Origin of the sequence: Microlunatus parietis (genome assembly GCF_013407955.1) — a bacterium.
Classification (GTDB): Bacteria; Actinomycetota; Actinomycetes; order Propionibacteriales; family Propionibacteriaceae; genus Microlunatus; species Microlunatus parietis.
Window position 1 is genome coordinate 2,693,669 of sequence record NZ_JACCBU010000001.1, and the last position, 20,325, is coordinate 2,713,993.

At 69.4% G+C, this 20,325-nt stretch carries 21 protein-coding genes and 1 tRNA gene; 6 read left to right on the forward strand and 16 right to left on the reverse strand.

Annotation, left to right across the window (positions count from 1 at the left end):
- Positions 1 to 37: 37 nt before the first annotated feature.
- On the forward strand, positions 38 to 1,339 hold the full coding sequence (locus BKA15_RS12855) for a DUF1479 domain-containing protein (protein ID WP_179751322.1): 1,302 nt from the start codon (positions 38 to 40) through the stop codon (positions 1,337 to 1,339).
- Between the two features lie 77 nt (positions 1,340 to 1,416).
- On the opposite strand, the gene rplL is transcribed toward BKA15_RS12855, so the two are convergent.
- The 4 genes from rplL to BKA15_RS12875 all read right to left on the reverse strand — a co-directional run bounded on the left by rplL (position 1,417) and on the right by BKA15_RS12875 (position 4,211).
- The gene (gene rplL / locus BKA15_RS12860; protein ID WP_179751324.1) at positions 1,417 to 1,812 is read right to left on the reverse strand and encodes a 50S ribosomal protein L7/L12; all 396 of its coding nucleotides are present in this window, start codon (positions 1,810 to 1,812) and stop codon (positions 1,417 to 1,419) included.
- Positions 1,813 to 1,827: 15 nt separating this feature from the next.
- Complete coding sequence (rplJ, locus tag BKA15_RS12865; protein WP_179758433.1) at positions 1,828 to 2,475, reverse strand: 50S ribosomal protein L10; 648 nt, start codon at positions 2,473 to 2,475, stop codon at positions 1,828 to 1,830.
- Between the two features lie 273 nt (positions 2,476 to 2,748).
- A complete protein-coding gene (locus tag BKA15_RS12870; RefSeq protein ID WP_179751326.1) occupies positions 2,749 to 3,315 on the reverse strand; it encodes a CGNR zinc finger domain-containing protein in 567 nt (188 codons plus the stop codon).
- On the reverse strand, positions 3,312 to 4,211 hold the full coding sequence (locus BKA15_RS12875; protein ID WP_179751328.1) for an alpha/beta fold hydrolase: 900 nt from the start codon (positions 4,209 to 4,211) through the stop codon (positions 3,312 to 3,314). Before BKA15_RS12875 ends, BKA15_RS12870 begins: the two co-directional genes overlap by 4 nt.
- A 265-nt stretch (positions 4,212 to 4,476) precedes the next feature.
- Here BKA15_RS12875 and BKA15_RS12880 point away from each other — a divergent pair, with 265 nt between their 5' ends.
- The 3 genes from BKA15_RS12880 to BKA15_RS12890 all read left to right on the forward strand — a co-directional run bounded on the left by BKA15_RS12880 (position 4,477) and on the right by BKA15_RS12890 (position 7,830).
- Positions 4,477 to 5,424 (forward strand): C40 family peptidase, encoded by a 948-nt coding sequence (locus tag BKA15_RS12880; protein ID WP_179751330.1) that lies wholly within the window; start codon positions 4,477 to 4,479, stop codon positions 5,422 to 5,424.
- Between the two features lie 114 nt (positions 5,425 to 5,538).
- The gene (locus BKA15_RS12885; RefSeq protein WP_218871282.1) at positions 5,539 to 7,032 is read left to right on the forward strand and encodes an FAD-dependent monooxygenase; all 1,494 of its coding nucleotides are present in this window, start codon (positions 5,539 to 5,541) and stop codon (positions 7,030 to 7,032) included.
- 528 nt (positions 7,033 to 7,560) lie between these two features.
- Positions 7,561 to 7,830 (forward strand): acylphosphatase, encoded by a 270-nt coding sequence (locus BKA15_RS12890; protein WP_179751332.1) that lies wholly within the window; start codon positions 7,561 to 7,563, stop codon positions 7,828 to 7,830.
- A 1,382-nt stretch (positions 7,831 to 9,212) separates the two neighbouring features.
- On the opposite strand, the gene BKA15_RS12895 is transcribed toward BKA15_RS12890, so the two are convergent.
- The 7 genes from BKA15_RS12895 to BKA15_RS12925 all read right to left on the reverse strand — a co-directional run bounded on the left by BKA15_RS12895 (position 9,213) and on the right by BKA15_RS12925 (position 14,178).
- On the reverse strand, positions 9,213 to 9,692 hold the full coding sequence (locus tag BKA15_RS12895; protein ID WP_312878995.1) for a ribonuclease H family protein: 480 nt from the start codon (positions 9,690 to 9,692) through the stop codon (positions 9,213 to 9,215).
- A 122-nt stretch (positions 9,693 to 9,814) separates the two neighbouring features.
- On the reverse strand, positions 9,815 to 10,516 hold the full coding sequence (rplA, locus tag BKA15_RS12900; protein ID WP_179751334.1) for a 50S ribosomal protein L1: 702 nt from the start codon (positions 10,514 to 10,516) through the stop codon (positions 9,815 to 9,817).
- Between the two features lie 91 nt (positions 10,517 to 10,607).
- The gene (gene rplK, locus BKA15_RS12905; RefSeq protein ID WP_179751335.1) at positions 10,608 to 11,039 is read right to left on the reverse strand and encodes a 50S ribosomal protein L11; all 432 of its coding nucleotides are present in this window, start codon (positions 11,037 to 11,039) and stop codon (positions 10,608 to 10,610) included.
- A 67-nt stretch (positions 11,040 to 11,106) separates the two neighbouring features.
- Entirely contained in the window at positions 11,107 to 11,937 is an 831-nt protein-coding gene (nusG, locus tag BKA15_RS12910) for a transcription termination/antitermination protein NusG (RefSeq protein ID WP_179758436.1), read from the reverse strand.
- A gap of 190 nt (positions 11,938 to 12,127) precedes the next feature.
- Entirely contained in the window at positions 12,128 to 12,673 is a 546-nt protein-coding gene (secE, locus tag BKA15_RS36850) for a preprotein translocase subunit SecE (RefSeq protein WP_312878996.1), read from the reverse strand.
- 30 nt (positions 12,674 to 12,703) lie between these two features.
- Positions 12,704 to 12,776: transfer RNA gene (locus BKA15_RS12920), tRNA-Trp, on the reverse strand.
- A 133-nt stretch (positions 12,777 to 12,909) separates the two neighbouring features.
- A complete protein-coding gene (locus BKA15_RS12925) occupies positions 12,910 to 14,178 on the reverse strand; it encodes an aspartate aminotransferase type Ic (RefSeq protein WP_179751337.1) in 1,269 nt (422 codons plus the stop codon).
- Positions 14,179 to 14,483: 305 nt separating this feature from the next.
- On the opposite strand from BKA15_RS12925, the gene BKA15_RS12930 reads away from it, so the two are divergent.
- Positions 14,484 to 15,407, forward strand: coding sequence for an SDR family oxidoreductase (locus tag BKA15_RS12930; RefSeq protein WP_179751339.1), 924 nt, complete (start codon positions 14,484 to 14,486; stop codon positions 15,405 to 15,407).
- A 31-nt stretch (positions 15,408 to 15,438) separates the two neighbouring features.
- Here the strand turns inward: BKA15_RS12930 and BKA15_RS12935 are convergent, their stop codons facing one another.
- The 5 genes from BKA15_RS12935 to BKA15_RS12955 are packed head-to-tail and all read right to left on the reverse strand — an operon-like array spanning position 15,439 to position 19,454.
- Positions 15,439 to 15,747: a hypothetical protein gene (locus BKA15_RS12935; RefSeq protein ID WP_179751341.1), complete on the reverse strand. Its 309-nt coding sequence runs from the start codon at positions 15,745 to 15,747 to the stop codon at positions 15,439 to 15,441.
- Positions 15,748 to 15,759: 12 nt separating this feature from the next.
- Positions 15,760 to 17,580, reverse strand: a complete 1,821-nt coding sequence (gene treZ, locus BKA15_RS12940) for a malto-oligosyltrehalose trehalohydrolase (RefSeq protein WP_312878998.1) — start codon at positions 17,578 to 17,580, stop codon at positions 15,760 to 15,762.
- A complete protein-coding gene (locus tag BKA15_RS12945) occupies positions 17,577 to 18,632 on the reverse strand; it encodes a UDP-N-acetylmuramate dehydrogenase (protein ID WP_246322333.1) in 1,056 nt (351 codons plus the stop codon). Before BKA15_RS12945 ends, treZ begins: the two co-directional genes overlap by 4 nt.
- Positions 18,622 to 19,035: a MaoC/PaaZ C-terminal domain-containing protein gene (locus tag BKA15_RS12950; protein WP_179751345.1), complete on the reverse strand. Its 414-nt coding sequence runs from the start codon at positions 19,033 to 19,035 to the stop codon at positions 18,622 to 18,624. The genes BKA15_RS12945 and BKA15_RS12950 overlap by 11 nt, the downstream gene beginning before the upstream one ends.
- Positions 19,032 to 19,454, reverse strand: coding sequence for an FAS1-like dehydratase domain-containing protein (locus tag BKA15_RS12955; RefSeq protein WP_179751347.1), 423 nt, complete (start codon positions 19,452 to 19,454; stop codon positions 19,032 to 19,034). The genes BKA15_RS12950 and BKA15_RS12955 overlap by 4 nt, the downstream gene beginning before the upstream one ends.
- Positions 19,455 to 19,543: 89 nt before the next feature.
- On the opposite strand from BKA15_RS12955, the gene BKA15_RS12960 reads away from it, so the two are divergent.
- Positions 19,544 to 20,317 carry a FadR/GntR family transcriptional regulator gene (locus tag BKA15_RS12960; protein ID WP_179751349.1) on the forward strand — a complete coding sequence of 258 codons (774 nt, stop codon included), beginning with the start codon at positions 19,544 to 19,546 and terminating at the stop codon, positions 20,315 to 20,317.
- The last annotated feature ends 8 nt before the right edge of the window (positions 20,318 to 20,325 follow it).

Below are 20,325 nucleotides of genomic sequence, written 5' to 3' on the forward strand. Positions count from 1 at the left end.
TTAAATAAGGAGTCCTTCCTAAATCGAGGAGTGTGTCATGTCAGCCCCCACCCGCAACGAAGCGCCCGACACCCTGCCCCGGCTGCCGCACTGGGAGTCACCCCCGACCGACCTGAAGGCCGCGATCACCGAACTCAAGCCGGCCCTGCGAGCCCGGATCGAGGCCTCCGGCCGCACCGTCGAGGAGGTGTTCGCCGTGGTCGAGCGCCGCATCGCGGAGCAGGTCGAGGAGATCGAGGCGACCGCCGCGCGCGGCGAGGCGATCTGGCCGGTGATCGACTACGCCGAGATCGAGAGCGGCACGGTCTCCGCCGACGCCTTGGCGCAGCTGCGCCGCCGCGGCTGTCTCGTGGTCCGCGGCCATTTCCCGCGCGAGCAGGCCCTGGCCTGGGACGCCGCGATCGTCGAGTACGTCGAGACGAACCGGTTCTTCGAGAACTACCGCGGGCCCGGCGACGACTTCTTCGGCAGCGTCGACTCCAAGCCCGAGATCTACCCGATCTACTGGTCACCCGCCCAGATGCAGGCCCGGCAGAGCGACCGGATGGCGACCGTCCAGTCCTTCCTCAACGCCCAGTGGCGCAGCGAGTCCGACGGCGTGCGGTGGTTCGATCCCGATCGCGACTCGCTGTATCCGGACCGGATCCGGCGCCGGCCGCCGGGCACGAACTCCGGCGGGCTCGGCAGCCACCTCGATCCCGGCACGCTCGACCTCTGGATGACCGAGGGCAACCAGCGTGCGTTCCACCACCTCTTCGACGGCACCGTCGAGGAGTACGACCCGTGGGACGCCGCCCACCGGACGTCCGGCCCGCAATACCCGGGCAGCACCATGTGCTCGGCGTTTCGTACCTTCCAGGGCTGGACCGCGCTCTCCGACATGGACCATGATCAAGGCGTCCTGCACACGGTGCCGATCCCCGAGGCGATGGCGTACCTGATGTTGCGGCCGCTGCTGTCCGACGTTCCGGACGACGACCTGTGCGGCGTCACCACCGGTCAGGTCTTCCCGGCCCTGGAACGCTGGCATGCCCTGCTGCTGCGCGCGGTCAGCGGCATCCCCGACGTCCGGGCCGGCGACTCGGTGTGGTGGCACTGCGACATGATCCACAGCGTCGCACCGGTCGAAGATCAACAAGGCTGGGGCAACGTCATGTACATCCCGGCCGCGCCGTGGTGCCCGCGCAACGAGCAGTACGCGGCGGAGGTGCTGGCCGCGTTCGACACCGGTTCCAGCCCGAGCGACTTCCCGGCGGAGCACTACGAAGTGGACTGGTCCGGTCGGTTCACCCGGGCCGATCTCAACCAGGTCGGCCGGCGCGGCATGGGCCTGGAATAACCTTCCGGACAACGAAAAGCGGGCGGTGGACCCGGAGGTCCGCCGCCCGCTGTCCGCGATTCAGCCGAAGATCAAACTCACTTGTAGGAGACGGTGGCGCCGGCGGCCTCGAGGGCCTCCTTCGCCTTGTCCGCGGTCTCCTTGTTGACCTTCTCCAGGACCGCCTTCGGCGCGGCCTCGACCAGATCCTTGGCCTCCTTCAGGCCGAGGCTGGTGAGGGTCCGCACCTCCTTGATGACCTGGATCTTCTTGTCGCCGGCGGACTCGAGGATCACGTCGACCTCGTCGCTAGCGGCATCCTCGGCGGCGGCGTCGCCACCACCGGTGGAGGCCGGGGCAGCGGCGGCGACGGCCACCGGAGCGGCGGCGGTCACGTTGAACGTCTCCTCGAACTGCTTCACGAAATCGCTGAGCTCGATCAGGGTCAGCTCCTTGAACGCGTCCAGGAGCTCTTCGGTGCTGAGCTTCGCCATGGTGGCGGTCCTTCCTTACTTGTCTTCGGCAGCGGTCGCTGCGTCATCGGATTCAGTTGCAGCGGGCGCTGCCGCCAGTTCTTCGTTGCTGGGCTCCTGGTTGCCCTCGGCGGCGGCCGGCGTGCCGGCTCCACCGATGAGGGACGGGTCCTCGGTCGCCGCCTTCTCCAGCGCGGCGACGGCGCGCGCCGCCTGCGAGAGCGGTGCGGCGAAGAGGGACACGGCGTTCTGCAGGGTTCCCTGCATGGCGCCGGCGAGCTTCGCGAGCAGGACCTCGCGAGACTCGAGGTCAGCAAGCTTCTTGACCTCGTCAACGCTGAGGAACTTGCCCTCGAGCACGCCACCCTTGATCACCAGAAGCGGGTTCGCCTTGGCGAAGTCACGCAGACCCTTGGCGACGGTGACCGGGTCACCGTCGACGAAGGCGATCGCGGTCGGGCCGACGAGGTGTTCCTCGACGCCCTCGACGCCGGCTTCCCGGGCCGCGATCTTGGTCAGCGTGTTCTTCGACACGGCGTAGGTCGCGTCCTCACCCAGGTTGCGACGCAACTCCTTGAGCTGCGCCACGGTGAGCCCGCGGTACTCGGTCAGCACGGCGCCGGCGGAGTTGGTGAACTTGTCCTTCAACTCCGCGACCGCGGCTGCCTTGTCCGGCCTCGCCATCGTCTCCTCCACTTCGTCGTTCACGCCACGCGCTGTGGCGCTTCCGAAGACGACCGGCAGGTCCCGGACATGAAAGAACCCCGGCGCGCTCGGCGACACGGGGCTTCGGCCACGATCCAAGATCGGGAACAAGCTTCTCGTTTCACCTGCGCGGGCCACCCGTAGGTACGGGCTCGTTAGCGATCCAAGGATCAACCAGCGGTCTTCGGCAGCGTTCAGAGTACGCGAGCCTCGCGGGCCGTACCAAATCGGCGGGCAGCGCGTCGGCCCAGGTCAGGCGTGCGTCTCCCGGAACCGAGCGGCCTTGGCCTGGTTGCCGCAGGTCTTCATGCTGCACCAGCGCCGCCGCCGTCCGCGCGAGGTGTCCAGGAAGTACCAGCCGCAGCGGTCACAGCTGCGGACCGGGCGCGCCGGCGGGTTCAGCACCAGCCGGACGGCCCGCAGGGCGACCGCCGCACCGGCCCCGGCCGCGGTGCGCGGCGTCACCGCCCCGTCCGCGGCCACCACCAGGTCGCGCTCCAGGCCCGCCTGGGCCGACGCCAGCAGCCCGGCCAGGGCCCCGGACGGCAGCTCGTTCCCGACCCGCTGGGCCTCCAGCACGGCCCAGAGCCGAGCCCGCAGCAGGCGCGCGGCCGCCAGCTGACCCGCGGTGACGCGCCGGGCGTCGCCCTCGGCCGGCCGGAGCAGCCCGGCGTGGACGTACCAGCCGATCAGGGCGGCGCCGCTGTCGAGCAGGTCGGCCCCGACCTCGGGCAGCCGCCGATAGACCGTGTTGGCGAAGTCCAGGGCGAGGTCGCCGGCGATGAAATGATCATCGGTCCACCGGGTGACCGTCTTCATCGGAGGGCGAGCAACTGTTCCGGGTGACGGCCGAGGACGTCGTCGACGAAGCCGGTGAGCAGCGGCGCGACCTCGGCGGCGTGCGTCTCCAGCAGGAAGTGCCCGGCGTCGAACAGGTGCGCGTCCAGCTCGGGCAGAGCACGGTGGTACGCCAGCACCTCGGCGATGTCGAAGTACGGGTCGTGCCGGCCCCAGAGCAGCAGCGCGGGCGGCCGGCGGGTCGCGTGGAAGTCCGCGATCTCGGCGAACCGGGCGACGTGCTGCCGGTAGTCGCAGAACAGCCGGAAGTGCAGGTCGACGAAGCCGGGCCGGGACAGCCGCTCCCAGTCCAGGTGCCACGACTCGGCCGGGTGGAGTTCCCGCAGTTCCGGCCGCAGGCCGCTGAGATAGGTGTCCCGGGTGCCCTCGAAGTTCAGCCAATCACCCATGGCCGCCCGGTTCTCCTCGCTGGGGTCGACCCAGAACCGGCGGACCGGATCCCAGGCCGCCCCGAGCCCGGCCTCGTGGGCGTTGCCGTTCTGCACCACCAGGCCGAGCACGCGCTCCGGGTGCCGGAGGGCCAGGACGTAGCCGACGGGAGTGCTGAAGTCGGTCAGATAGAGGACGTACCGCTCGACGCCGAGGTCCTGCAGCAGGACATCGATCATCGAGGCCAGCCGGTCGAAGGTGTAGTCCGCCAGCGGCGGCGGGTCCGAGAACCCGAAGCCGGGCAGATCGGGCGCGATCACGTACGCGTGCTCGGCCAAGGCGGGCAGCACCTCACGGAACGAATACGAGGAACTCGGCGATCCGTGCAGCAGCAGTACGGCCGTCGAAGTCGGCACGCCTGCCTCGCGATAGTGCAATCGAAGGCCGTCGAATTCGCGGTCGAGATGTCTGGTCTTGGTGAAACGCATCGTGCCGCCTCCTTTTCCGGTTCGGCTCCTTACGTAACCGTACTAGATGGTTTTAAAGGTTACTCAACTCTGGACTAGCACTCCAGCGGTTCGGTTCCCGGTGCAGATCACGGATTGATTTCTTTTATCTCGACTTGATAACGTCACCGAAGTCGGCTGGGGAGGCCGGCGAATCGATCGCTCGGGGGCGATGCTGTGCCCAATTGTCAGGGGGCAGGGCTGTTCCCCGAACGCTCGATTCCGAGGCGTTAAGGGGAGCCAAGGAATGCGAAGAATCGCCAAGATTCTGGTTTCGGGGGTCGCGAGCGTTGCGCTCGCCCTGACCATCGGAATCGGATCAGCCGCGACGGCCGATGCCGCCGCCAAATGCACCACGGCCCTGAAGTCGTACGGGCACGTCAAGAAGGGCACCAAGAGCAAGAGCGCCAAGGCCGCCGAGTGCCTGCTGAAGTCGGCCGGCTACAAGGGGATCAAGACCAACGGCAAGTTCTCCGCCGCCGAGGTCAAGGCACTGAAGAAGTTCCAGGGCAAGGTCAAGCTGTCCAAGACCGGGACCATGAACCGGCGCACCTGGGTCGCCCTGCTGTCGCGCGGCTCCAAGCCGACGCTGCGGTACGGCGACAAGAGCAAGTCCGTGAAGCGGCTGCAGTCCGCGCTGACCGCCTCCGGGCGCAAGGTGCCGGCGACCGGCTACTTCGGCCCGATCACCCGGGACGCCGTGAAGTCGCTGCAGCGTTCGCAGGGCTGGAAGGCTTCCGGCAAGGCGACCGCCGGCGTCTGGCGGGCGCTCCAGGCCGGTGCCGAGGTGAAGGTCAAGACCAGCAAGCCCAAGAAGAAAAAGAAGAAGTCCAGCTCGTCCAGCAAGGGCTCCAAGGGCGAGATCGCGCTCGCGTTCGCCAAGAAGCAGATCGGTGACCGCTACTCCTACGGTGGCGACGGCCCCAGCAGCTGGGACTGCTCCGGGCTGACCCAGGCCGCCTGGCGCAAGGCCGGCATCAAGCTGCCGCACTCGGCCGGCGGCCAGTTCCGCAAGGGCAAGAAGATCAAGAAGTCGGACCTGAAGAAGGGCGACCTCGTCTTCTTCTACTCCGGCATCAGCCACGTCGGCATCTACGCCGGCAACGGCAAGGTCCTGCACGCCTCCCGGCCGGGCAAGCCGGTCGGCTACATCAAGATGAGCTACATGCCGTACCAGGGCGCTCGCCGCTACTGAGCGAACTGTTCCAGCGAACAAACGACCGGCCCGGGGACTCCATTTCCCGGGCCGGTCTGCTATCTCTGCCGATCGATCCCAGGTAATGTCGAACAAACTGCGAGGAAGGGATCGATGATGGCCCAGACTGAGGTGCTCGTCGTCGGAGCTGGACCCACCGGACTGTTGCTGGCCGGAGATCTCGCCAGTCACGGCATCGATTGCACGGTCATCGAGCAGCGTCACGAGGAATCGAATCTCACCCGCGCCTTCGCCGTCCACGCGCGGACCCTCGAGCTGCTGGATGCCCGGGAGATCGCCGATCAGCTCGTCGCGACCGGGGTCGAGGTGGACCAGCTGTCGGTCCTGTTCGAGTCGCTCGTGGTCGATCTGTCGACCCTGCCGAGTCGCTTCCCGTTCCTCCTCGTCACCCCGCAGTACGAGACCGAACGGCTGCTGACCAGGCGGGCGGTCCGGCTCGGCGCCACGATCCGGCGCGGGTTGCGGATGACCGGCCTGCACCAGGACGCCAACAGCGTCGAGGTGGACCTGCTGGACCGCAACGGCGTCACCACCAACCATCGGGCCAGGTGGCTGATCGGCACCGACGGCGTCCACAGCACGGTGCGCGGCGCCCTGCGGCTGCCCTTCCCGGGCAAGACGGTCGTGTCGTCGGTTGTACTGGCCGACGTCTGGCTGTCCGACCCGCCCGAGGAGGAGCTCACCTTCGACCGCGGCTCCGCCGGCTTCTTCTTCGCGGTGCCGTTCGGCGACGGCTGGTACCGGGTCATCGCCTGGAGCCGGGACCGCCAGCTGCCCGAGGACGCGCCGGTCGACCTGGAGGAACTGCACGACGTCCTGATCCGGGTCGGCGGCACCGACTTCGGGCTCACCGAGGCGCGTTGGCTGTCCCGCTTCCACAGCGACGAGCGGCAGGTGCCGCGCTATCGGGTCGGCCGCGTCTTTCTCGCCGGCGACGCCGCCCACGTACATTCCCCGGCCGGTGGTCTCGGCATGAACGTCGGCCTGCAGGACGCCGCCAACCTCGGCTGGCGGCTGGCCGCGGCCATCAAGGGCCATGCTCCGCCTCGGCAGCTGGACGGCTACCACGCCGAGCGGCATCCGGTGGGGCGCGCGGCGCTGCGGGCGAGCGGCGCCCTGCTCCGCCTCGCGATCGCCGAGACGCCGTTCTGGCAGCGGGCCAACTGGGTCATCGAGACGGCAAGCCGGGTGGCCCGCGTGCCGGACCGCGTCGTCCAGCAGATCTCCGGCATCGGGCTGCACTACCAACGGTCCTTCGGCGCCCACCGCCTGACCGGCACCCGCTCCCCCGACGACTCGCTGACCGTCGGCGGCGCCCCGACCCGGGTCTACGCCGCCCTCCGCAACGGCCGCTTCCTGCTGATCCTGCCGCCCGAGTCCAGCCACGCCCCGATGGAGGCCTGGCGGGACCGGGTCACCCTCGGCACCGGGACCGAACGAGGGATGACGGCCAGGCTGATCCGCCCGGACGGCTACATCGCCTGGGCCGGCGACCGGCCTGACGCCGGCGAGGTCCGAGCCGCCCTCGCCCGCTGGTGCGGCCCCGCCAAGCACAAGTCCCAAGCCAAACGCAACGCCCACGTCTAACCCCCAACCCGCCGACCGGTCACAAAAGCAGGCGTTTTGCCGGCGTGTCGCTGCAGTAGTGACTGGTCGATGCGGAGATTTGGGGGGCACGGAGTGCTGGGCACGACCGGGCGCTCCGACCGTTGCAGGTGCGGCAGTCCTGACTGAAACCGCTACGGCCCGCGGACCGTTCGGCATGCTGCATTCGTCCGTGCCCAGGCTGGGCGGTCCGTACCGCGAGATCGCCGGGGCCGGGCTCGCCCGGAACTGTCTCCGGTTCGCAGCGACTCGGTCTCTGACGCGCTCCGACGCGACCCGCGCTAAGGCCGGCTCGCACCCGTGCGCCGATCGGACGTCTTGACCCTGTTCCGGCCCGACGCGCCGGGCAACGCGTCCCTCGCTCAGCGCAGTTCCCGACCCTGTGCCGACCGCGCCGTGCCGTCACCCTCTGCGACGGCCATGCGGGCCGGGCCAGCAGTGGCCACGCGGGTCCGGGGAACGTTCCGGTTCCGGTGCCCAGCCGCCTCACGGCTGGGCGAGACTGGAGCCATGGCAGCGATCCGGGTTCGGGTCACCGGACGGGTGCAGGGCGTCGGCTTCCGGTACGGGACCGCCGACCGGGCCCGAGCTCTCGGGCTGACCGGCTCCGCGGTGAACCGGCCCGACGGCAGCGTGGACGTGGAAGCGTACGGCGACGAGCCCGCAGTCCAGCGCTTGCTCGACTGGCTCCGCGGCCCGGGAGCACCCGGCCGAGTCCGCCAGGTCGAGGTGACCCGCCTGGACGACGCCGCCGCGCCCCGAACCTTCTCGATCGGCTGACCCAACCGCCGCCAGCAAACCCGACCAGCGGCCTCGCCCGGTGCGCCCGGTGCGCCCGGGCACCATCGCCGTCCGTCTCGCTGCCCTTCAGCGTCGCGGCCCTCGCGGAAGATGCGAGCTTCGAGGTCGTACGGCAGAGCCGCGACCGGCTCAGAGCCGGTGCAGCTTCGGGTGGCGAGTCCTGCGGTACGCACGAAAGCAGGACGCGCCGGGCCGCGGCGATCGCGAGTCCGGCACCGGGTTATCGGGCGTCGATCGTCACCGGCTCGAGAACTCGAATCCGTGTGTGTGGAGACGCCCGGCCGAGTCCCGAGCATCGGGCGTCGCTGCCATACCGAAGATCTTGCGGTCCGAGCCGGCAGTCCCAACCCCTGCCGACATCGAACGGACGATCTGACCGCGATCCGGTCCAGATTCGCTGCCCTTTTCGTCCGCTCGGTGCGGCCGGATCACGGAACGCGACAGATCTTGCGGTCCGACCTGCCGGGTCGTCGCCCGCCGGTCGACTGCAGGCCGGCACAGTTGATCACCCGGTGATAGCCGCCGAAGACTCGAACCTCGTTCCAGTCCACGCCCTTCCAGCTCACGGGATTCCGCCCCTGCCAACCTCGGGCGTCGCCCGGTCCGGGTCATGATCCTGGAGCCGCAACTCACGCACCATTCCACTCCAGGCCCTGGACGGTCGCGGCTGCGAGCAGCCGGCCGGCTGCGATTCCGGGGGCGAAAGGCCGTGGCGGGTCCGTCCCCGCGCGCGCCGGCCCAGGGGCCGCTGGTTCCACTTGCGGCAGCGCATCGCTTCCGCAACGCGGTTCGGCTCGCGCGCCGCCTGCCCCAGTAGTAGCCGGCCCTTTCCGGCCGCGACCGTTCTTCGCGTCCGCGACCGATACAGCCGTCGAGGATCCGAGCGACTCAAGTCTCAAGGGCCGCGTGGCGGTCCGGCAGGCGGTCCGTCCCCCGCGCGCCGGCCCGGGGACCGCTGGTTCCACTCGCCGCCGCGCCTCGCTTCCGCGACGCGGTTCGGCCTCGCGCACCGCCTGCCCAGTAGTCGCCGCCCTTTCCGGCCGCGACCGATCCAGCTGCCGAGGATCGGCTCAAGACGCGAGCGACTCAAGTCTCAAGGGCTCCCGGCAAGAAGTTCGGGGCTGGCGGCGCCAAGTGACTCGCGGCAACAAGACCGAGACCCACAGCACCGAGCAACCCGCAGCAACAAGACCAGAACCCACAGCACCGAGCAACCCGCAGCAACAAGACCAGAACCCACAGCACCGAGCAACCCGCGACACCAAGACCAGGACCCACCGCGCGGAGCGGCTCGGCGCACGACCACCGCACCCACCACGAGCGACCCGGCACCCACGACCGAGCGACCCGGCGCCGGCTGGTTAGCCGAGCTGGAGGCTGCGGGTAGCGGCTACGGCGAGTTGGTCGACATAGTCGTTCAGGCGATCGCCGGAGTGGCCCTTGACCCAGCGGAAGGCGATGTCGCCGCGAGTTCGTACCGCATCGATCAGGGGTTCCCAGAGATCGCGGTTGGCTACCGGCTTCTTGGCCGAGTTGACCCAGCCGCGGGCGAGCCAGCCGGCCCACCAGCGGTCCCGGAAGCAGTTCACGACGTACGTCGAGTCGCTGACCACGACCAGGGGACCGTCGAGCGCGGTCACCGCCTCGAGCGCGGCTCGGATCTCCATCCGCTGGTTGGTCGTCACCGGCTCCGCGCCGGACGCGAAGAGCGTCTCGTCCACCGCCCACGCCCAGCCGCCCGGACCCGGATTCCCGGAGCACGCGCCGTCGGTGAAGACCTCGCGGGCATCGGTCGGTACGGGCATGTCGGCGGGGCGCGCAGCGCGCTGGCGAGTGGGCACGGGTCAACCCTGGCACAAACCGCGGACATTCCGTTCACGCCGCCCGGGAAACGACAACGCCCGGCGGCCGGGCACGAGGCTCGGTCCGCCGGGCGGCGTCGACTGCTGAGGCTGCCGGAGGGTCAGTCGGCGTCCGGCTTGATCCGGTTCGGATCGATGCCGATGCCGGGACCCATCGTGGTGGACAGCGTGATCTTGCGGATGTAGCGGCCCTTGGCGCTGCTCGGCTTGAGCCGCAGCACCTCCTCCAGAGCGGCGAAGTAGTTCTGGCTCAGCTGCTCCGGCGAGAAGGACGCCTTGCCGATGATGAAGTGGAGGTTGGAGTGCCGGTCGACCCGGAACTCGATCTTGCCGCCCTTGATGTCGGTGACCGCCTTGGCCACGTCGACGGTGACCGTGCCGGTCTTCGGGTTCGGCATCAGGCCGCGCGGGCCGAGCACCCGGCCGAGCCGGCCGATCTTGCCCATCATGTCCGGCGTCGCAACGACGGCGTCGAAGTCCAGGTAGCCACCCTGCACCTTCTCCACCAGGTCGTCCGAGCCGACCTCGTCGGCACCGGCGGCCAGAGCCGCCTCGGCCTTGTCCCCGGTGGCGAAGACGAGGACCCGTGCCGTCTTGCCCGTACCGTTGGGGAGGTTGACCGTGCCGCGGACCATCTGATCCGCCTTGCGAGGATCGACGCCGAGCCGCATCGCGACGTCGACGGTCTCGTCGAACTTGACCGTGGTGGTCGCCTTGGCGAGCTTGATCGCGTCGTCCGGACCGTAGAGCTTGTCCTTGTCGATGGCCTTCACCGCGCCGGCGTAGGCCTTGCTGCGCTTCATTCTGCTGGTTTCCTTCGATTCGTGATCATGAGTGATCGACCAGTTCTGGTACGGACCGCGCAGGCCCTCCCAGGCAATCTCTGAGTGAGGTTCAGCCCTCGACCGTGACGCCCATCGAACGGGCGGTGCCCTCGACGATCTTGGCCGCAGCCTCGACGTCGTTGGCGTTCAGGTCGGGCAGCTTGGTGGTGGCGATCTCGCGCACCTGAGCGGCCGTGATCTTGCCGACCTTCTCCTTGTGCGGGACGCCGGATCCCTTCTGCACGCCCGCAGCCTTCTTGATCAACTCCGCCGCCGGCGGGGTCTTCGTGATGAAGCTGAAGGTGCGGTCTTCGTAGATGGTGATCTCGGCCGGGATCACGTTGCCACGCATGGACTCCGTCGCGGCGTTGTACGCCTTGCAGAACTCCATGATGTTGATGCCGTGGGGGCCGAGCGCGGTACCGACCGGCGGGGCCGGGGTGGCCGAACCGGCCTGCAGCGCGACCTTGACCAGCGCCGCGACTTTCTTCTTAGGAGGCATGACTTCTCGGGTCCTTCGTTGTGCTTGCTTGCGTGACCGGGCGGGCTTGCCCGGGGCTGTTGGTCGCTCAGACCTTCTGGATCTGGGCGAAGGTCAGGTCGACCGGCGTCTCCCGGCCGAGGATCTCGACCAGGGCCTTCAGCCGCTGGCTGTTGGCGTTGATCTCGGTGATCGTCGCGTGCACCCCGGCGAACGGGCCGTCGACCACCATGACCGAGTCGCCGACCTCGAAATCGGCCACCTCGACCTTCTTCTTCTTGCGGGCCGGCCCTTCCTTGGTCGCCGTGGCCGCAGCCACCACGGACGGGGCGAGCATCTTCTCCACCTCGTCCAGGCTGAGCGGCACCGGCTGGTTGGAGTGCCCGACGAAGCCGGTCACCGACGGCGTGTGCCGTACCGTCGACCAGGACTCGTCGGTCAGGTCCATCCGGACCAGGACGTAGCCGGGGAGAACGGTCCGCTTGACCTGCTTGCGTTGGCCGTTGCGGATCTCGGTGACCTCCTCGGTGGGTACGACCACCTCGAAGATGTAGTCCTCCATGTTGAGCGAGGACACCCGGTTCTCGAGGTTCTGCAGCACCCGGTTCTCCATGCCGGAGTAGGTGTGCACCACGTACCAGTCGCCGATCTTGGACCGCAGTTCGGAGCGGAAGGACTCCAGCGCGACGGACTCGGCGTCCGGGCCGCTCTCGTCGTCCTCGTCTTCCTCTTCGTCGGCTTCCTCGTCCTCGGCCTCGCCGAAGTCCAGGTTCAGATCGGCCTCGTCCTCGGCCGGAGCGCTGTCCTCACCGCCGAAGTCGAGGTTGATCCCGACCTCGTCCTCCTGCTCGCGGCCGAAGCTCTCGCCGCCGAGGTCGATGGCGATCTCGTCGTTGCTCGGCGGCTGGTCAGTCTCCAGCGAGAGGTTGTACCCCTCGCCGTTGTGGTTGCCGGACTGCGCCGCATCGTCGGACGCGTCGCTCTCCAGCGGCTCCGCGCCGGGCAGCGAGCCGGTCGGCTCGTCGTCCTCGGCGGAACGCGGCGCTGAAAAGTTCTCTGACACGTCGTTTCTCCGTCTATCCGTTGGGTTTCTGTTCGTCGTAGGCCGGTCAGTTGCCGAAGATCTGGAAGATCACCCAACCGAAGCCGAGGTCGAGCAGGCTCACAACGGCGATGATGAACAAGACGAACACCAACACGACGACGAAGTAGGTGAGCAACTGCGGCCCGGTGGGGTAGACCACCTTCCGCAGCTCGGCGATCGATTCCTTGATCAGGGTGATCGGACCGGTGCGCCGCGGACGGTTGTCGCCCTTGTGCTGCTTCGGCGTCGCCTCGGTCTTCTTCTGTCGGCCCTTGGACTCGCCGGACGCCGCGCTCTCGGACCGGCCGCCCTCGCTCTGCGTCTTGCTGGCGGCGCCGACCGAGACCAGTTCCTTCTCCTGATCGGCGGCGTCGTCGGAGTCGTCGTCACCGGTTTCCGGATCGGACTCGTCCGCCGACTTCTCGGCGGCCGCCTTCAGGTCCTCGTTGGTGGGCTCCTCGGTCCGTTCGGACTCGGGGCCCTCCTGCTTCTCTTCCTCCGACTGACGTTCGGGGTCGCCGGCGGAAAGGTCCGGCTCGTCCGCCGGGCCCTTGTCCTTGTCGTCCGCCACGCTTTCCTCCGTCAGCTACTGATCGTTCCGCAGGGCAAGAGGGACTCGAACCCACAACCTTCGGTTTTGGAGACCGATGCTCTGCCAATTGAGCTATTGCCCTTCGGGGACCTCTCCCCTGCCCCGGCGGTGTCCGTCTGACGTGACGGGCGTGCCGAAACAATGGCGAGTGCCACCAAGTGCAGGAGTATAGCCGCGCGATGCGACCGGAGTCGAACCGGCGGCCACCCTCCCGGCTAGCCGGCCAACCGCTGCTCAGCGGCGGCCAGCAGGACGCAGGTCGCCAGACCGTCGATCGCCTGCTCGACGTCGCCCAGGGTCGGGAACGTCGGCGCGATCCGGATGTTGCGGTCCCGCGGATCCTTCCCGTACGGGAACGCGGAGCCGGCCCCGGTCATCACGATGCCGGCCTCCTTCGCCAGCTGCACCACCCGGGTCGCAGTGCCGTCGACCACGTCCAGGCTGATGAAGTAGCCGCCCTGCGGCTCGGTCCAGGCGGCCACCCCGTGCCCGTCCAGCCGGTCGTGCAGGATCTGCTCGGCCCGCTCGAACTTCGGCGCGATGATCGCTCGGTGCTTCGCCATCAACTCGCGGACGCCGTCGGCGCTGCCGAGGTAGCGCGCGTGGGCCAACTGGTTGATCTTGTTCGGGCCGATGGTGCGCTTGCCGAGCAGGCCGAGGTACCAGGCGATGTTGACCGGGGAGGACGCGAAGAACGAGACCCCGGCGCCAGCGAAGGTGATCTTGGACGTCGAGGCGAAGATCAACACCCGATCCGGGTGGCCGGCTTCGGCGGCCAGGCCGAGCACGTCGAGCACCGGCGCGTCGGTCTCGGTCAGGTGGTGGAAGGCGTACGCGTTGTCCCAGAAGATCCGGAAATCCGGGGCGGCCGCCTCCAGCGAGACCAGCGCGCGGGTGACCTCCTCGGTGTAGATCGAGCCGCTCGGGTTGGCGTAGGTCGGAACCGCCCAGATCCCCCGTACGGAAGGATCCTTGGCCAGTTCGCGTACTTGATCAAGGTCGGGACCGTGCTCGCCGAGGTCGACGTTGATCATCTCGATGCCGTACTGCTCGCAGATCGAGAAGTGCCGGTCGTAGCCGGGCACCGGGCAGATGAACTTGATCTTCTCGGCGGCCCACGGACCGGCCGATTCCGGGAAGCCCTTGAGCAGCGCGAAGGCGATCGTGTCGTGCATGATCGCCAGGCTCGCGTTGTCGCCGGCGATCAGTTGCTCGACCGGCACACCGAGCAGTTCGGCGAAGATCGCCCGCAGCTCCGTGACGCCCTCGATCCCGCCGTAGTTGCGGCAGTCAACACCCGCGGCGTCCTTGTAGTCCGTGCCGGGCAGCGTCAGCAGCGCGTTGGACAGATCGAGCTGCTCGGCCGACGGCTTACCGCGGGTGAGATCGAGCTTGAGCCCGCGCGCCTTCAGGTCCGCATAGGCCGTCTGCTGTTCCGTGTGCAGCCGGGTGATGGCGTCGTGATCGAGCTCGGTAAGGGTCATGGCCGCGGTTCCATCTCATGTCTCGTCAGGGGGAGTAGATGCGTGCGCGATTCTATCGGCTCGCCACCACCGCCGATCCCTGCAAGCTTGGCGCGGCCCTGGCGCGGCCCGGCGCGACCCCCCGCACCAGGCCGCGCCGACCGACCGACGCGCTCCTCCCGAGGGAGGATGTGCCACCGAAACACCGAGTCGTACTCATCACTCGGCCGGCACCCGCTCTCTACAGCGAGTAAGGGAAGGCTAACCTCGTCCGTGTTCACCGTCAAGCCCGGACCACTGTCAGTGCCCCTTCGTACGGTGGGGCGATGGACTCAAGGCTGAGTGGACAAGTCGCGCTGGTCACCGGCGCCACCCGCGGTGCCGGTCGCGGCATCGCCGTCGAACTGGGCGCAGCGGGCGCCACCGTCTACTGCACCGGCAGGTCGAGCCGGGGCACGCCGTCGCCGATGGGCCGGCCGGAGACGATCGAGGAGACTGCGGACCTGGTTACCGCGGCCGGTGGCACCGGCATCGCGGTCCGGGTCGACCACACCCGGCTCGAGGAGGTCGCGGACCTGTTCGACCGGATCGATCAGGAGCAGGACGGCCGACTGGACGTGCTGGTCAACGACATCTGGGGCGGCGACCCGTTGCTCGGGCCGTTCGGCAGCCCCTTCTGGGAGCAGGACCTGCCGACCGGGCTGGAGATCCTGCACAACGCGGTGGACACCCACATCATCGCCAGCTGGCACGCGGCGCCACGGATGGTCGCCCGAGGCCGCGGACTGATGGTCGAGATCACCGACGGCCAACCCGAGAACTACCATGATCATCTCTTCTACGACCTGCCGAAGAAGACGGCGATGCGGCTCGCCTTGGCGTACGCGGCGGAGCTCGGGCCGCACGGCATCACCGGGGTCGCGATCTCACCGGGCTGGCTGCGGTCGGAGGCGATGCTGGAGCGCCACGGGGTCACCGAGGACAACTGGCAGGACTGGTACTGGGACGATCAAGATCATCGCCCGGCCCGCTGGCTCGCCTCGCAGACCCCGCGCTACACCGGCCGTGGCGTCGTCGCCCTGGCCGCCGACCCGGACCCGTCCCGGTGGAACGGCCGGGCGGTGAAGACCGAGGACCTGGCCGGGGCCTACGGCTTCACCGACCTGAACGGGACCCAGCCCGGGCACGGCCGCCTGGCCTGGGACCTGCTCGGCAGCCTTCGTCCGAACCGGGAGGACTATGCGCTCTGAACTCGGCTTGTCGCCGATCCCGGACTGCGGATCATGGCCGGCGGGCGAGCACGGCCGCGATGATCAAGGTCAACGCACCCCAGCCGACCAGGACCACTCCGGAATAGCCGATCCAGCGCCGGATCGCGTTCTCCTGCACGATCACCTCGTACGGGTCGCCTCCACCGCCGGTGAGGGCGTTGGGGCCGCAGACCTGGCCGGGCCGCATCGCCTGTCCGTCGCAGTCGACCTCATGCGGGCTGAACAGGATCGGGGTGCCGAACAGGAACAGGAAGAAGCCGACGAAGATCGCCAACGCGGCGAGCCCCCGCAGCGGGTCCGGGACCTGATAGCGCGCCACGGCCCGGCCCGGTCAGGCCCTCGGCTGCTCGACGACGGTCGCGCTGTGCCGTCCGAGCCGCAGGGTCTCCCCCGCGACCGCGACGTCGCCGACCGTGATCAGCGGTTCGCCGATCGGCCCGGTCGTCACCGCCGCCTCGCCGGCGGAGAAGTTGATCACGATCAGCAGCCGGTCCCGCCGGATCAGCAGCGTGCCCTGCTCGTCGTCGGCCTCGGCCAGCACCCGGTCCAGCCGCGGATCAGTGAACTCGGGCCGACTCCGCCGGAGCATGATCAACTCCCGGTAGCGGCGGAGCAGCGCGGCCTGCTCGGGCTGATTCCGCTCCGACCAGTCGAGCTTGGATCTCCGGAAGGTCTCGGGGTCCTGCGGATCGGGGACCAGGGCAACGTCCCAAGCCATCGCGGCGAACTCGGCCATCCGGCCCTTCGCGACCGCCTCGGCGAGTTCCGGCTCGGGATGGCTGGTGAAGTACTGCCAGGGGGTCCGGGCCCCCCACTCCTCGCCCATGAAGATCATCGGCGTGAACGGGCCGAGCAGCGTGATCAACGCCATCAGCTCGAGTTGCCGTTGATCAAGCCGGCCGGACAGCCGGGCGCCGTCGGCCCGGTTGCCGATCTGATCATGGTTGTCCGAGCAGACCACCAGCCGCCAGGCCGGAGTCCGGTGCACGTCGAACGGCCGGCCGTGCGCGCGGCCGCGGAACGACGACGGCGTCCCGTCGTGGAAGAAGCCGGCGGTGAACACCTTGGCCAGCGAGCTCGGCGACCCGAAGTCGGCGTAGTAGCCGGAGGTGTCCCCGGTCAGGTTCACGTACAGGGCGTGGTGGAAGTCGTCGCTCCACTGGCCGTCCAGGCCGAAGCCGCCGGCCTCGCGCGCCGTGATCAGCCGCGGGTCGTTGAGGTCGGACTCGGCGATCAGGCTGAGCGGCCGGCCGAGGTACGCGCTCAGGGCATCCACCTCGATCGCCAGCTCCTGCAGCAGATGGGTCGCCCGGGTGTCCCGGAGTGCGTGGACGGCATCCAGCCGCAGCCCGTCCACGTGGTAGTCGCGGAGCCACATCAGGGCGTTGTCGATGATGTAGCGGCGTACCTCGTCCGAAGCCGGTCCGTCCAGGTTGACCGACTCGCCCCAGCTGTTGGCGCGGCCCTGATCGAGGTACGGGCCGAATCGCGGCAGGTAGTTCCCGCTCGGGCCGAGATGGTTGTAGACGACGTCCTGGACCACGCCGAGACCACGCCGGTGGCAGGCGTCGACGAACCGCTGGTACGCCTCCGGGCCGCCGTAGTCCTCCTGCACGGTGAACCAGGCGACGCCGTCGTAGCCCCAGTTGTGGGTGCCGTTGAAGCCGTTCACCGGCATCAGTTCGACCAGGTCGACGCCGAGCTCGACCAGGTGATCGAGCCGCTCGATCGCCGAGTCCAGCGTGCCGTCCGGCGTGAAGGTGCCGACGTGCAGTTCGTAGACGATGCCGCCGGCCAGCTGCCGGCCGGTCCAGTCCTGGTCGTTCCAGGCGTAGCGGCTCGGGTCGTAGCCCCGGGACGCCTGGTGCACGCCGTTCGGCTGCCGCCGCGACCGCGGGTCGGGCAGCACCCCATCCCCGTCGGACACCGTGTCGTCGTCCAGCCGGTAACCGTACTCGTCGTCGTGGCCGACCGTGATCCCGGCCGTCGGCAGCCACCAGCCGCCCGGGCCGGGTTCCATCGGGTGCTCGGTCCCGTTGAGCACCAGGCGGACCCGTTTCGGAAGCGGCGCCCAGACGGCCCCGGTCGGCGGGGTCGCCGAGGCCGGCGTCACCGGGGCCGGGACCACTCCCGAGGTGGCTGCGGGACTCACAGGGTGCACCCGACCAGCACCGGCTCGGGCACCAGTTCGATCCCGTACGTCGCGCGGACGCCGGCCCGCACTTCCCGGGCCAGCTCGATCAGGTCGGCCGCCCGCGCCCCGCCGCGGTTGGTCAGCGCCAGCACGTGCTTGGTGGACAGCGTCGCCGGCGGCGTGCCGTACCCCTTGCCGAAGCCGGCATGATCGATCAGCCAGGCGGCGCTGGTCTTGATCTTGTCGTCCGGTGCCGGGAACCGGGGTGCGTCGGCCGGCAGCCGGTCGGCCTGCTCGGCGGTCAGCACCGGGTTGGTGAAGAAGGACCCGGCACTCCAAGTGTCATGATCATCAGCGTCCAGCACCATCCCCTTGCCGGCCCGGAGGCCCAGAACGGCCTCGCGCACCGTCGCGGCGGGCACCCGGTCCCCCGGCGCCACGTCCAGGGCGCGGGCCAGCTCGGCGTAGCGGATCGGGGCCGACAGGGAGCCCTGCGGCAGCTGGAAGGTCACGGCCAGCACCAGGTAGCGCCCGGGCTCGGCCTTGAACCGGGAGTGCCGGTAGCCGAAGCCGCAGTCGGCGGCCGCGAACCGCGCGCGTTGTCCGGTGCTCCGGTCGATCGTCTCGACGCTGGCGATCACCTGGCTCACCTCGGCCCCGTAGGCGCCGACGTTCTGGATCGGGGTCGCGCCGACCAGGCCAGGAATCCCTGCCAGGGCTTCGATCCCGGACCACTCCCGCTCGACCGCGGTGGCCACGAAGGCGTCCCAGTTCTCGCCGGCGGCGACCCGGACCACGGCGCCGCCGCAACCGCCGTCGTCCACCTCGACACCGCGGGTGGCGATCTTGATCACCGAGCCGTCGAAGTCGTCGTCGCCGATCAGCACGTTGGAACCGCCGCCGAGCACCAGGACGTCGGCGCGGTCCCGGTCCAGCCGGGTGACGGCCTCGACCAGTTCGGCCTCGCTGGTGGCGACGATCAGGTCCCGGGCCCGGCCGCCGACCCGGAACGTCGTGTGATCGGCCAACCGGGTGCTCACCGCGTCGGCGGTCGTCGCGTCAACGCCCAAGATCAACATCCACCTTCGCGGCTCCGAGCACCTTGACGCCGTCGCAGACCGCGTCCAGCTGGATGGTCACCTTGTCGCCGTCGACACCGGTCACCCGGCCGGTCACGATCATGGTCGCGCCGTCCGCATCGTCGGGGACCACGATCGGGTTCGTGAACCGTACCCGGTAGTTGTCGATCTTGGCCGGATCGCCGACCCAGTCGGTGACCAGCCGCAGCGCCGACCCCATCGTGAGCAGGCCGTGCGCCACCACCCCCGGCAGCCCGATCGCCGTCGCGGACCGTTCCGAGTAGTGGATCGGGTTGAAATCCGTGGAGGCGCCCGCGTAGCGGACCAGAGTCTCCCGAGTGAACCGCACGGTCAGCGGCTCCAGCTCGGTGCCGACCTCGACCGGCGTGATCATGCCGCCACCTTGGTGTGGACGAACACCGCGGTGCCGGTGCAGAGGTGCTCGCCCTCGACGGTCTCGACCCGGGCCGAGGCCGTGATGAAGTCGGCCGTGTCCCGATTCCGTACCTGATCGAGGGTCAGCGCGACCGTCACCCGATCACCGGGCCGGAGCGGCCGCTGATAGCTGAACCGCTGCTCGGCGTGCACGATCCGGTGCAGCGCGATCCCGAGATCCGGGTCGTCGAACATCAGCTGCCAGGCGGGCTGGACGACGACCGTGACGAAGGTCGGCGGGGCGACCAGATCCGGTCCGGCATAGGCCGGATTCGCATCGCCGAGGGCCTGGGCGAACTCGCCGATCTTGGCCGCGGACACCTCGTACGGCGCAGTCGGCGGGTAGGTCCGCCCGGCATGTTCGCTGGAGATGGGCACGCGCCACACGCTAACCGATCCCGGCCGGCGGCAGCCACGGCGACCAGCGCCTCAACGTCGCCACTGGTGAATCGACCATAATGTGTCAGATGAGCATCGAGTCGGCGGCGGGCCCGGGCAGTGCGGCGGCGGGCGGTACGGCAACGGAGCCACCCCGGGCGTCGCAGACGGACGTCGTCCTCAACGGCATCAAGCAGATGATCACGACCGGCGAGCTGACGGCCGGTTCCCGGCTGCCGGTGGAGAAGGATCTCGCCGCTCACCTCGGCGTCTCCCGCGGCTCGCTGCGCGAGGGCGTCCGCGCGCTCTGCATCATGGGCGTGCTGGAGACCCGGCAGGGCGACGGCACCTACGTGACCTCGCTCGACTCCTCGCTGCTGCTGGCGCCGATGAGCTTCATGGTCGACCTGCAGACGCCGGAGCACCGCGCCGATGCGCATGCGGTACGGCGGATCCTGGAGACCGAGTCGGCCGGCCGGGCGGCGATCCGGATCGACGAGGCCGCGCTGGCCGAGGCCAAATCGATCCTGGACGCGGTCGAGCCGCTGGTCGTCGGCGGGTCCGGCGATCACCACGAGGCGTTCGTCGAGGCCGACATCCGGTTCCACGGCGTGATCGCGCGCAGCTCGGGCAACTCGACCCTTGCCGCGCTGATCGAGGCGCTGGCCAGCCGGACCGCGCGGGCCCGGGTCTGGATGGGCCTGCACAGCGAGGGGCAGATCAGCCGGGCGCACCGGGAACACCGCGCGATCTGGCAGGCGCTCGAGCACCACGACCCGGACCGGGCCCGGCTGCAGATGGGCTACCACCTGCTCACCGTCGAGGACTTCGTCCACAGCCATCCGACCGCGCCCGTCGACTAGGCCCGTGC

Excerpts from the sequence above, each read along its gene's own strand:
- rplA (WP_179751334.1), bottom strand. The coding sequence starts at position 10,516 with ATGAAGCGCAGCAAGGCCTACGCCGGCGCGGTGAAGGCCATCGACAAG.
- rplJ (WP_179758433.1), bottom strand. The coding sequence starts at position 2,475 with ATGGCGAGGCCGGACAAGGCAGCCGCGGTCGCGGAGTTGAAGGACAAG.
- BKA15_RS12870 (WP_179751326.1), bottom strand. The coding sequence starts at position 3,315 with ATGAAGACGGTCACCCGGTGGACCGATGATCATTTCATCGCCGGCGAC.
- BKA15_RS12855 (WP_179751322.1), top strand. The coding sequence starts at position 38 with ATGTCAGCCCCCACCCGCAACGAAGCGCCCGACACCCTGCCCCGGCTG.
- BKA15_RS12875 (WP_179751328.1), bottom strand. The coding sequence starts at position 4,211 with ATGCGTTTCACCAAGACCAGACATCTCGACCGCGAATTCGACGGCCTT.
- rplK (WP_179751335.1), bottom strand. The coding sequence starts at position 11,039 with ATGCCTCCTAAGAAGAAAGTCGCGGCGCTGGTCAAGGTCGCGCTGCAG.
- rplL (WP_179751324.1), bottom strand. The coding sequence starts at position 1,812 with ATGGCGAAGCTCAGCACCGAAGAGCTCCTGGACGCGTTCAAGGAGCTG.
- BKA15_RS12960 (WP_179751349.1), top strand. The coding sequence starts at position 19,544 with ATGAGCATCGAGTCGGCGGCGGGCCCGGGCAGTGCGGCGGCGGGCGGT.
- BKA15_RS12880 (WP_179751330.1), top strand. The coding sequence starts at position 4,477 with ATGCGAAGAATCGCCAAGATTCTGGTTTCGGGGGTCGCGAGCGTTGCG.
- BKA15_RS12885 (WP_218871282.1), top strand. The coding sequence starts at position 5,539 with ATGATGGCCCAGACTGAGGTGCTCGTCGTCGGAGCTGGACCCACCGGA.
- BKA15_RS12930 (WP_179751339.1), top strand. The coding sequence starts at position 14,484 with ATGGACTCAAGGCTGAGTGGACAAGTCGCGCTGGTCACCGGCGCCACC.
- BKA15_RS12925 (WP_179751337.1), bottom strand. The coding sequence starts at position 14,178 with ATGACCCTTACCGAGCTCGATCACGACGCCATCACCCGGCTGCACACG.
- BKA15_RS12890 (WP_179751332.1), top strand. The coding sequence starts at position 7,561 with ATGGCAGCGATCCGGGTTCGGGTCACCGGACGGGTGCAGGGCGTCGGC.
- BKA15_RS12950 (WP_179751345.1), bottom strand. The coding sequence starts at position 19,035 with ATGATCACGCCGGTCGAGGTCGGCACCGAGCTGGAGCCGCTGACCGTG.